The sequence below is a fragment of the Gordonia sp. ABKF26 genome (assembly GCF_041103195.1).
GTDB classification, from domain to species: Bacteria; Actinomycetota; Actinomycetes; order Mycobacteriales; family Mycobacteriaceae; genus Gordonia; species Gordonia terrae.
Window position 1 is genome coordinate 1,839,842 of the sequence record NZ_JBGCVZ010000003.1, and the last position, 10,626, is coordinate 1,850,467.

Annotated in this window: 13 protein-coding genes; 6 read left to right on the top strand and 7 right to left on the bottom strand. The window is 68.2% G+C overall.

Annotation, left to right across the window (positions count from 1 at the left end; translation table 11 throughout):
• Window positions 1-61 precede the first annotated feature (61 nt).
• Window positions 62-289, top strand: coding sequence for an MbtH family protein (locus AB4Z55_RS08615; protein ID WP_004020535.1), 228 nt, complete (start codon window positions 62-64; stop codon window positions 287-289).
• Window positions 290-594: 305 nt separating this feature from the next.
• A complete protein-coding gene (locus AB4Z55_RS08620) occupies window positions 595-912 on the top strand; it encodes a hypothetical protein (RefSeq protein ID WP_004020534.1) in 318 nt (105 codons plus the stop codon).
• A 108-nt stretch (window positions 913-1,020) separates the two neighbouring features.
• On the opposite strand, the gene AB4Z55_RS08625 is transcribed toward AB4Z55_RS08620, so the two are convergent.
• Together AB4Z55_RS08625 and AB4Z55_RS08630 are read right to left on the bottom strand one after the other, a co-directional pair.
• Window positions 1,021-1,653 (bottom strand): DUF4190 domain-containing protein, encoded by a 633-nt coding sequence (locus tag AB4Z55_RS08625; RefSeq protein ID WP_239399575.1) that lies wholly within the window; start codon window positions 1,651-1,653, stop codon window positions 1,021-1,023.
• Between the two features lie 80 nt (window positions 1,654-1,733).
• A complete protein-coding gene (locus AB4Z55_RS08630; RefSeq protein WP_369519553.1) occupies window positions 1,734-2,267 on the bottom strand; it encodes a DUF4878 domain-containing protein in 534 nt (177 codons plus the stop codon).
• Window positions 2,268-2,387: 120 nt separating this feature from the next.
• Between AB4Z55_RS08630 and AB4Z55_RS08635 the strand changes: the two genes are divergently transcribed.
• A complete protein-coding gene (locus AB4Z55_RS08635) occupies window positions 2,388-3,518 on the top strand; it encodes an LLM class flavin-dependent oxidoreductase (protein WP_101821599.1) in 1,131 nt (376 codons plus the stop codon).
• Window positions 3,515-4,189 carry a CE1759 family FMN reductase gene (locus tag AB4Z55_RS08640; protein ID WP_369519554.1) on the top strand — a complete coding sequence of 225 codons (675 nt, stop codon included), beginning with the start codon at window positions 3,515-3,517 and terminating at the stop codon, window positions 4,187-4,189. Before AB4Z55_RS08635 ends, AB4Z55_RS08640 begins: the two co-directional genes overlap by 4 nt.
• A 20-nt stretch (window positions 4,190-4,209) precedes the next feature.
• On the opposite strand, the gene AB4Z55_RS08645 is transcribed toward AB4Z55_RS08640, so the two are convergent.
• Both AB4Z55_RS08645 and AB4Z55_RS08650 read right to left on the bottom strand, forming a co-directional pair.
• The gene (locus AB4Z55_RS08645) at window positions 4,210-5,223 is read right to left on the bottom strand and encodes a pirin family protein (RefSeq protein WP_248643371.1); all 1,014 of its coding nucleotides are present in this window, start codon (window positions 5,221-5,223) and stop codon (window positions 4,210-4,212) included.
• Window positions 5,224-5,291: 68 nt separating this feature from the next.
• Window positions 5,292-6,047 carry an acetoacetate decarboxylase family protein gene (locus AB4Z55_RS08650; protein ID WP_101821593.1) on the bottom strand — a complete coding sequence of 252 codons (756 nt, stop codon included), beginning with the start codon at window positions 6,045-6,047 and terminating at the stop codon, window positions 5,292-5,294.
• Window positions 6,048-6,374: 327 nt separating this feature from the next.
• Here AB4Z55_RS08650 and AB4Z55_RS08655 point away from each other — a divergent pair, with 327 nt between their 5' ends.
• Window positions 6,375-7,091, top strand: coding sequence for a LuxR C-terminal-related transcriptional regulator (locus tag AB4Z55_RS08655; RefSeq protein WP_033204103.1), 717 nt, complete (start codon window positions 6,375-6,377; stop codon window positions 7,089-7,091).
• Window positions 7,092-7,376: 285 nt separating this feature from the next.
• A complete protein-coding gene (locus AB4Z55_RS08660; RefSeq protein ID WP_101821591.1) occupies window positions 7,377-7,742 on the top strand; it encodes a response regulator transcription factor in 366 nt (121 codons plus the stop codon).
• Window positions 7,743-7,803: 61 nt separating this feature from the next.
• On the opposite strand, the gene AB4Z55_RS08665 is transcribed toward AB4Z55_RS08660, so the two are convergent.
• The 3 genes from AB4Z55_RS08665 to sigK form a co-directional block, all read right to left on the bottom strand.
• On the bottom strand, window positions 7,804-8,769 hold the full coding sequence (locus AB4Z55_RS08665; protein WP_239399776.1) for an alpha/beta hydrolase family protein: 966 nt from the start codon (window positions 8,767-8,769) through the stop codon (window positions 7,804-7,806).
• Between the two features lie 227 nt (window positions 8,770-8,996).
• A complete protein-coding gene (locus tag AB4Z55_RS08670) occupies window positions 8,997-9,941 on the bottom strand; it encodes an anti-sigma factor (protein ID WP_369519555.1) in 945 nt (314 codons plus the stop codon).
• Window positions 9,942-9,948: 7 nt separating this feature from the next.
• Window positions 9,949-10,557 carry an ECF RNA polymerase sigma factor SigK gene (gene sigK, locus AB4Z55_RS08675; RefSeq protein WP_004020523.1) on the bottom strand — a complete coding sequence of 203 codons (609 nt, stop codon included), beginning with the start codon at window positions 10,555-10,557 and terminating at the stop codon, window positions 9,949-9,951.
• Window positions 10,558-10,626 lie beyond the last annotated feature (69 nt).

A 10,626-nucleotide genomic window follows, 5' to 3' on the forward strand; every position in this document is an offset into this window, starting at 1 on the left:
TTCGACAACAACAAAGCAGGCGGGCGACGACAGTCGCCGCGCCACCGGAGAAAGGACACCCATGACGAACCCATTCGATGACGAGGACGGCCGCTTCTACGTGCTCGTCAACGACGAGAACCAGCACTCGCTGTGGCCGACCTTCGCGGACATCCCCGCCGGATGGACCAAGGTCTTCGGTGAGGACAGCCGCGCGGCGTGCCTGGAGTATGTGGAGCAGAACTGGACCGATCTCCGGCCCAAGAGCCTCATCGAGGCCATGGAAGCGGACAAGAGCAGCGACGCCTGAACCTCGGTTCGGAGGTCGACACTCGCGATCGCCAAAGTCGGACGTGCTCGAATGTCGGGACAGTTGCATGTGGATAACAGGTAAAGAATCAAACCACTGATGCCCTGTTGCAACTACAGTCACAGCCGTAACATCAAAGTGCAGCATAGTTACGGAAAATGTTGTGGAATATCCCACACATGTTGAGCCAGTGTTCTACTACTTGAATGATGTAGGGCACACTGGGTTGAAGGATCGCTCGGTACCAACGTCAGGGGAGGCGGGGACACAGCGATCGACGCTCCACGGGCGGGAAGGCAGTAATCATGGACCAGCTACTTCTGGATGACATCCAGACCCGAGGGGCGATCACGCCCCACCTGACAGCAGTTCGGCTGGGCGATGACGCTCTCACCTACGGTGAACTCGCTGATCGCGTCGACGACTACGGAAACGTGCTCGCCGAATACGGGATGTCGCCGACCTCGGCGTTCTACGCCGCCCTGATGCATTGCATGCCGTCGCTGGTGGACATCGACCCGGTGGACGCCCGGCTGCAGGTGATCGGTGAAATCCAGGCCTGGCTCGGGCGCGAACGCGGCGAGGTGGCCTCGGCCCGGCCGCGGCTCCGCGCGGTCAGCTAGGCCCCGGCACACGCATACACACGACGAGACCCGCCGAAAGGCGGGTCTCGTCGTATCTGTGGTGGTGCGATCGCGGAGGCGACGAACCTCGAACGGTGCGCCCGTCGGCTACAGTCCGGCGAGAAAGAGGACGAGCAGCAGGATCGGGCCGCCGACGACCATACTGCCGGCGCCGGTCATGATGCCGGTGATCGCGCGACCGGTGCCCTTGCGCTCGGCGGGGGCGCGGCGAACCTGTTTGACGCCGATGACACCGGAGACCACGGCGACCAGGCCGAGGATCGCGCCCAGGCCGAGAACGAGGGTCAGCGGAATCGAGATCAAACCGGTGGTCAACGCCAGCGATGCGGCCGGAGCGACAGGGCGACCACCGACGGGCCGGGTGAGATAGGGCGCCGGTGAAGGAGTGACCACACGGACCGGTGTGGACATCGCGACCAGGGGTGACCGGTCCGCGTGCTGCAGGTCCCAGAAGTCGCCCACCGGCGGGAGTGCAGCGTGCTCGCGTGCGGGCAGTCTGGTCTCCACCCGGGTTGCCGACCGCGGCACCGGTCTCGCCGCGGTGTCGATTCTGGTCGGCGTGGGCGAGTCGGATACCGGGGCACTCGCGTCGATCCGGGTGTCGGCCGGCGTGATCGCGGCGGGTAGCTCGGTGTCGTCGAGATCATTGACGAGCGGCCACCGCGCGTGGCGCTGGGTCACCGGCGGAGCGAACGGATGGGTGGGTTGATCGGTACGCACGTACACCTCCTCGCCGCTCGGCCCCGGGTCGGAACCGCACCCGTCCGAGTGTAGGCGAGGAGGCGACGTACGCCGTGGGTCTAGTTGCCCTCTTGCTGACCGCTGCCCATGCTGATGAGCTGCTGGATGGCGTCACCGCTGAGCTTCCAGTCGCCGTCGACCTTGACGAAGCCGAGCTGGATGTCGACCGGTGCCGGCGAATGCGGGCTCTTCACGGCAACGGTTGCGGTGGCCTTGTCGCCGTCCTCGGTGACCTCCTTCACCGAGAAGGCATCCGGGGTGTAGCCCGCGGCGGATGCGCCCTTGGCGAATGCCATCGCGGCCGGTTTGGTCGCCGGGTTCGTGACGTCGATGACCTTGTCGAGTTCCTCGGATGAGGTGGCCGGGTCGATGGCCTGGCGGAGGGTTTCCGTCGCGTCGTCGTTGCTGAGCCCGGTGACCTCGTCGACCGCGTCACTCGCAGCGGTCTCGACCTGGCTGGCGGCGGACTCGACGGCGGTCGACACCGCGCTCGTCGCCTCGTCGACGGTGTCGGTGGACTCCGAACAGCCGGTGGCGACGAACAGTGCGGCCCCGGCGAGGGTGACGGCAGCGACGGACTTCCGGATCTTCATGCGACTCTCCTCGGTTGGGTTGCGTTCTCCGCAGTGAGCCAACACTAACTCACCACCCTCCGGAATTAATCGGACCGCGGTCCGGTTATGGTCTGTGTAACCACGACAAGGAGGCGCGACATGCAGTTCGGACTCTTCAGCGTCAGCGACATCACCGTCGACCCCACCACGGGAACGACGCCGACCGAGCACGAGCGGATCAAGGCGATCGTCGAGATCGCGAAGAAGGCCGAGGACATCGGACTCGATGTGTTCGCGTTGGGTGAGCACCACAACGAGCCCTTCTTCTCGTCGTCGCCGACCACGACCCTGGCCTACATCGCGGCGCAGACGCAACGTCTGCAACTGAGCACCGCGACCACACTGATCACCACGAACGACCCGGTGAAGATCGCCGAGGACTTCGCCATGCTGCAGCACCTCGCCGACGGGCGCGTCGACCTGATGCTCGGGCGAGGCAACACCGGTCCGGTGTACCCCTGGTTCGGTCAGGACATCAGGCAGGGCATTCCGCTGGCGATCGAGAACTACCATCTGCTGCACCGGCTGTGGACCGAGCACGTGGTCGACTGGGAGGGACAGTTCCGCACCCCGCTGACGTCGTTCACCTCGACCCCGCGGCCGCTCGACGACGTCGCGCCGTTCGTGTGGCACGGCTCGATCCGCAGCCCCGAGATCGCCGAGCAGGCCGCCTATTACGGCGACGGCTTCTTCGCGAACAACATCTTCTGGCCCAATGAGCACTTCCAGCGCCTGATCGACTTCTATCGCGAACGGTATGAGCACTACGGACACGGCAAGGCCCATCAGGCCATCGTCGGGCTCGGCGGGCAGTTCTTCATCCGGCCGAAGTCGCAGGACGCGGTGCGCGAGTTCCGTCCGTACTTCGACAACGCGCCGGTGTACGGACACGGGCCGTCGCTCGAGGACTTCACCTCGCAGACGCCGCTGACGGTGGGTAGCCCGGCCGAGTTCGTCGACAAGACGCTCACCTTCCGGGAGACCTTCGGCGACTACCAGCGCCAGCTGTTCCTCGTCGATCACGCCGGGCTGCCGCTCAAGACCGTTCTCGAGCAACTCGACCTGCTGGGTGAGGTGCTGCCGGACCTGCGTGCCGGATTCGCCGAAGGGCGGCCCGCGGACGTGCCCGAGGCGCCGACGCACTCCTCGCTGGTCGCTGCGCGCCGCGAATCCCAGGACAGAGTGGCCCAGGAGAGTGCAGCCGAGGAAAGTGTGGAGGTGTCGTCATGACAGCGCTGCGCATCGTCGCGGTGAATGCCGGCCTGTCCGAACCGTCGTCGACGCGACTGCTGATCGACCGGATGGTCGCGGCGGCGGCCGAACGGCTCGGTGAGGGACGCACCGAGGTCGAGATCGTCGACCTCCGTGACCTCGCCGTCGACCTCGGGCAGGCGATGACCGTCGGCTTCGCCTCGGGCGGGGCGCGGGCGGCGCTCGACGCGGTCGAGGGGGCCGATGCCCTGATCGTGGCGACGCCGGTCTTCAACGCGTCCTACAGCGGCATGTTCAAGATGTTCTTCGATCTCGTCGACATCGAGGCGATGGCGGGCAAGCCGGTGCTGATCGGCGCGACCGGCGGCAGTCCGCGGCATTCGATGGTGCTCGACCACGCTCTGCGACCGCTGTTCGCCTACCTGCGGGCCGTCGTCCTGCCGACCGGTGTCTACGCCGCGTCGGCGGACTGGGCCGGCGCCGGCGGGGACACCGCTTCGCTGAACGACCGGATCGACCGTGCCGCAGCCGAACTCGCGTCGCTCCTCGCACCGCGGGGCGGTCCGGGGTCGGCGGATGCCGCCGGCGGCCGCGAGCCGTCGAACGCGTCCGCCGTCACCGACGGCCGGCAGCAGGCGTCCGAGGCCGCGGGGATCGCGAACTTCGCGAGGTTGCTCGGCACGGCGTGATCGCCTGCAGCCCTCCCTTGTCAGGGAGTGGCGCGACCGGGGGTGTTGCTGCGGGCGCGCAGCCGGGAGTGCGGCAGTGGCGGCGCGGGTAGGTGCTGGGTCGATCCGACGTACCCGCGGACCTGCCCGAACCGTTCGCTGTGCGCCTCCCACTGCTCCCGGTAGGAGACGATCTCCTCGTGCGTGCGACCGATGAAGTTCCACCACATCACGATGTCCTCGGACAGCGGTGCGCCACCGAGGAAGACGACGCGGGCATCGGCGTCGGCGACGTTGGTCAGCGTGATCCGTCGCGCTCCCAGCCCCACGTAACCCAGCTCGGTGCGGGACAACGGTGCGGCGTCCGCCTCGGTCACCTCGACGGTCCCGGTGTCGACGAGGATGCCGTGCTCGTGTGCGGGATCGACATCGATGGCGACCGATGCGCCCGGTGCGAAGTCGAGCTGGGCGCCGGTCAGCGGGGTGAACGTGTGCACCGGCGAGCGGGTGCCGAACAGTTCGCCCAGGAAGACCCTGGCGGTGACCCCGCCGAGATCGAGCGGATCGGGCCGGTGATGCGCGAAGTCGCGTGGGGTGTCGGCCTTGTCGGCCGGCAGGGCAACCCACAGCTGCACCCCGTGCAGGGTGGTGGTGTCGGGTGTCGAGACCTCCGTGTGCGCGATGCCGTGCCCGGCGGTCATCAGGTTGATCTCGCCGGGGCGGACCATCGCGTGATTGCCCATCGTGTCCCGGTGCTCGACCTCCCCGGTGAACAGCCAGCTGACCGTCGCCAGCCCGGTGTGCGGGTGCGGCGGGACGTCCATCCCGCCACTGCTCGCGACATCGTCGGGGCCGTAATGGTCGATGAAACACCAGGCCCCGATCAGCGATCGGGACCGCTGCGGCAGAGTTCGGTGCACGGTCATCGCGCGCGGGCCGCCGAGGGGCACGTCGCGGGCGGTGAGGACGTCCATGCGGAGGTGGCCCGAACCCGAGGCGACGCCCGCGTCGGCGTGGCATTCGACCTCGACGGGGTCCGTTTCCAGATTGCTCATGACCACATTGTCCGCGACCGCGGCCCCGGCGTCTGCCGACCCGTGTGCAGCGACGCGGCCCGCCCCGATCAGACGACGGTCGGGTCCTCGAAACGCATCGTGATCCGGTCCACCGAGCTGGACATGAGAGCGTGCCGGCCCAATCGCAGGGACCGCAGTTCGTCGGCGATCGGGTGCGCGCCGAGTGTCAGACTCGCGCCACCGATCCGGGTGCGGGTCCCGCTGGTCGAGGTGAGTCGCCAGGGCGTCATCCGGGTGGTCCCGTCGAGTTGTGAGTAGGCGTGCAACACGGTGTCGGCGGTGGAGTCGGGGACCTTGATCCCCGGCTTCACGCTCAGGTCGGCGACGAGCGCTCCGTCGGCGACGAGCCGGCCGTGCTTCGTGGCCGAGGAGTGGTCCACGTCGAACTCGGCCAGGGTCTTGGGAAACCCCCAGATGCCGCGGCCTGCGGCCAGGGTGAAGTCGCCGTCGACGGGAAGTCGGTGCACGAGCGCACGCGCGTCGCCGCGCAGCAGGGAGCGCAGTGCCCGGACGGGGGAGGCCGGCGGGACCGACGGATCCTCGACGAGGAAACACACCCCGAACTCGTTGTACGGCCCGAGGTCGCCGTCGACGTAGTCGACGAACACGAGCATGCACATCGTGCGACCCGGCCGGATGCGCAGTGGGCGGAGGGTGCCGGGCCGCGGCGACTCGGCGTCGATGGCCCGCGCGACGGCTGTCGAGTCGGCGGTGAAGCCGGCGACGAAACACCGCGCGTGCCGGATCTCGACCGGCATCGTCACCGGCGTGCCGAGGACGTCGTGGGTCGAAGGTGCGCTCACCTGTTCTCCTTCTGCGAGGCGACGTGCGATCGACGGCCCGGGCGGACGTCCGATCGCGTTTCTAGAACATGTTCTAGTCTTGCATGTACCGGGGGGCAATGGGCCCGCGAACCGTCGATGTCCCCAGGAATGTGGACACAACTGCATGCAGATTGGGACAGATCGCCGCTGGTGAGGTCGATGACGGGGGGTCATGTCCGAGTCGTCGGATAACGTTCGCTGAGTACACGGTCACAAAACGCTGTGTAATTGCTGAGAGTCGCCGACCGTCCGCAGCCACCGCGGTCGACGCTGATCGCGCGGACAGGTTCCGAGGGGGTGAACGCGATGACGGGAGAGTACTCGGCGGGCGGCGCATCTCTCGTCCGAGTCGGGATGGTCGACGACCATCGTTCGCCGATCTGGGGGATCGAGCGCGTACTCGACCCGATCGCCGACATCTCCCTGGTCTGCGCAGCCTCCACGGTGGACGCGGTGCTCGGCGGGATGCCGCTCGACGTCGTCCTGCTGGACCTGCGTCTCGACGACGGCACGACGCCTCGCGAGAACGTCAACGCGTTGTCCGCGGCCGGGGTCGCCACCGTCGTCTACACGTCCGGCGAGCATCCGGCGCTGCTTCGGTCGGCCGCCCGGGCCGGAGCGCTCGGCGTTGTCCTCAAGTCGGCCGATGAATCGGTCATCATCGAAGCGATCCGGGCTGCGGCCCGGGGGAGGGCGGTCCTCACCACGGAGTGGGCCGCGGCCATCGACGGCGACCCCGAGCTCGCCGCGGTCGACCTGTCGCCCCAGCTGCAGAAAGTGCTGGCGCTGTACGCATCCGGGGAGACCTCGGCGCGGGTCGGCGCCGCCCTGGGTGTGTCCGCCGAGACGGTCAACGAGTACCTCAAACGAATCCGGCAGAAGTATGCGGATGCGGGGAGGCCCACGCGCACCAAGGTGGACCTGTTCAAGCGTGCCGTCGAAGACGGCTGGTTGCCGGTGCCACAACGGTATCGGCGGACGACGCGGGTGGCGTCCGAGGATTCACGCGGACGCCGACGATGAGTGTGTGCGGACCACCTGCGATCGGGGTCCGTGGCGCAGAGACGGTGGCGCCCAGAGACGGTCGCGCGCAGAGACGGTGGCGCGCAGAGACGGTGCCGATCGGAGTGCAGAGGAGGGGAACGATGGGGAACCGGGTGCGGGAACAGTTCGAGCGAGCCGGGGTCCCCAGTTCTGGGTCTACCGACCAGTAGTCGGCCGACCTACCGTTGGGGCAACGATGAGAACGCGTGGAGCGTGCGGCGTCGGGGACGTGAGCGATGCGCCGATCGAAAAGGGGATGGATCAATGACGGCGACCACAGAATTCTTCACGACCGGGGTGTCGTCGGCGCCACGCCGTGCTGATGCTTCGGACATGCTGGCGCACAAGCCTGTTGCGCGACTCGCCGACTATCGGGGAAGCGGGGAGGTGGCCGCCGCGATTCCGCGCCCGAGCCTGTCCGACCGGGAGATCGAGGTCTTGCTGGCGTGGCTGGCCGCCGACTCCAAGGAGGATGCCGCGGCGCGCCTGTTCATCTCGGCGTCGACGGTCAGCACCCACCTTGCACGAATCCGTGCCAAATACACCGCGGTCGGCCGGGGAGCCCCCACCAAGACGCATCTCTTCGCGCGGGCTCTCCAGGACGGATACACCGGCCTCGACTCGTGGTGAGTTCTCGGCCGGGCGGGTCGCGTGCGGCGCGGACCGTTCGGTCGGGACGGGATCGGCGTGGTCAGCGCAGGTCGCGTTCGATACGTGGCCAGGTCTGGTACAGGTCGTCCTGCCAGTAGCCCCACGAGTGGGTGCCGGTAGGCCGGAAGTTGACGTGGACCGGGACGTTCAGGGAACGCATGCGCTGGACCATCTGCCGGGTGCAGATGTCGATCGCGACCTCGATCCCACCGCCCAGGATCGCCTGGTTGGCGAGCGTGAACCCGTCGCCCTCGATACTCGGGTCGGTCAGCTGCTCGTGGACTCCCGGCGCGCCGGTACCGGTGGTCATGTAGACCTTGCTGCCGCGGAGCTTCGCCGCATTGAGATAGGGGTCGTTGGCCCGCCAGCCGGGCCCGTCGAGGGGCCCCCACATGTTGGTCATGTCTGCCTGACCGCGGTCCTCGACCACGAGACGGATGTATTGCTGACCGGCGGGGTCGCTGGTCCGGGCGCATCCGCTGAACGCTGCGACGGATCGGTACAGCCCCGGGGCGGCGATGGCCAGATTGAGTACGGACGTCCCGGCCATGGAGATCCCGGCGATCGCGTTGACCCCTGTGGTGTCGAACGTGCCGTCGATGAGGGGCGGGAGCTCCTCGGTGAGGAACGTCTGCCATTTGTTGCGGCCGAGGGTGGGGTCGTCGCGTTGCCAGTCCGTGTAATACGAGTAGGCCCCACCGATGGGGGTGACGACGTAGGCGTGCTTGTCGGCGAAGTAGCGCTTGTAGGTGGTCCGCGCGTCCCAGGTCGCGGAGTCCTCGCCACCACCGGCACCGTTGAGGAGGTAGAGCGTCGGGGCCGGCCGGGCACGATCCCGCGGGGTGAGCACCGTGACCGGGACCGTGCGGTTCATGGCTGCGGAGTGGACGAGCAACGTCACCTGTTGTGGGTCGTCGGTGTAGGAGTCGATGACGCGGGAGCCATCCGGGGACGACGGCGGTGCAGCGGAAGCCGGCGCTCCGGTGGTGACCGCGAGACCCGCCATCACCGCGCCCACGGTCAACAGAGCTGCGAGCAGTCTCCGACCGCCGAGACGTACGTGCCGCTGGATCCGACGACCGCTTTCCTTCACATCGCACCCACTCGTTCTCGACACGCACTCGTTCGTTGACGCATTGACCGGCTCTCCTTGGGTGGATCGTCCGCCCAGGGGAAAACGATACGAGAAGAGCGCGCCGCGCCTGTCACCCGAAGGATCGAATCTCGCCGGGTCTAGAGGGCGACCTGGGCGAGGATCGGCGTCGTCGGCTGTGGCGAGCCGCCGGCCGGCTCGATGGTCACCGCGAGCACGCTCGACCCGCTCACGTCGTTCACCACCACCGGGGCGGTGTCGTCCCCGGGGATCAGCCCGGCCGGTACGGGCCGGTCGGCGCCGCCCACCAGCCACAGTTGGTAGGTGCTGTCGGCGGGGATCGGCGTCCGCAGGTCTCGTAGGAGCGCCACGGCCTGATCGGCCGACTCGGAGGTCACCACCGCGATGGTGCCGCGATCGTCGGCGAGGGGTTCGACGCTCACCGAGGCGTCGGCAGCCGTGAGCACCCCGAGCACCTCACGCTGGGAGTCGCTGAGGGCCGTCGAGGAGGTGGATGTCTCGGGCGCGGTGGTGCGACCGATGAGCACGCCTGCGCCGAGGGCCACCGCCACGGTCACCGCCGCCGCGGCCAGGATCGCGGTGGCACGCGCCGGGTGCGGTGCGGTGCCGCCGGACCGGTGCTGTCCGGGAGCGGAATCGCGGGGTCGCAGTTCGACCGGCGGCGGTGGCGCGAGGTCGGTCTCTCCGCTGTGATCGGGTCCGGCCGGGGCTGGGGGCTCGGGGTCTGCCGCGGCTCCGATCGGGGTCTGCGGGCCCGGATCGGAGCCCGCGGGGACATAGGCGTCCTCCGTCAGCGCGGCGCCCTCGAAGACATGGTGCAGTACCCGGTCCCGGAGTTCGGGCGGTGCGTCGAGCGCGTAGGTCGTGGCGAAGCCCGCCATCGCCGCCTGGATGTCGGTGATCTGCGCGTCGTAGACCGCGCGTTCCTGCGGCGGCAGGACGGCGAGTTCTCGCTCGACGCGGGTGGTCTCGTCGGGCGTCAGGGCGCCGACGGCGAAGAGTTCGACGTGGTCGTCGAGCCAGGCGGCCTCGCGGTCCCCGGATGGCGTATCGGGTGTGGTCATTGTGGGATCAGGCGTCCTCGTGCGTCCTCAGGCAGGTTCTCAACCGACGCAGGCCATCTCGAATCCGAGACTTGATGGTGGGCAGGGGGGTATCGGTGTGCCGGGCGACCTCCGGGTAGGTCAGGCCCCCGAAATAGGACATCTCGATGCAGCTCCGTTGCAGTTCCGTGAGCGTACCGAGACATGTTCGTAGCGTACGCGCCTCGTCGGTCTGCACAACGACCTCGAGCGGTATGTTTCGCGGGGTCTCCACCGACACCGCCCCGTACTGCGACATCCGCTGTTGCTGCAGTTCCTCCGAGCGCACGCGGTCCACGGCCCGCCGATGGGCGATGGTCATCATCCAGGTGATGACCGAACCGCGTCCGGGTTGGTACTCGCCGGCCTTCTGCCAGTACTGCAGATATGCCTCCTGGACGATCTCCTCGGCGTACTGACGGTCCCGCACGACCCGGAACGCGAGTCCGTAGATCCGTGAACTCGTGCGGTCGTACAGAGCGGAGAACGCGGTCCGGTCGCCCGTCGCCGCGGCGGCCAGCAACTCCCGCAGCACCTGTGCTTCGCCCCCGCGTCCGTGGTGCGCGTCGGCGGCCGCGCTGCCATCGTCCGGTGTCACTGTTCCACGGTAACGAACACGTGGGGATTTCTCGGGTGATCGTTGATCCCGGGTAGACCGATCGCGAAT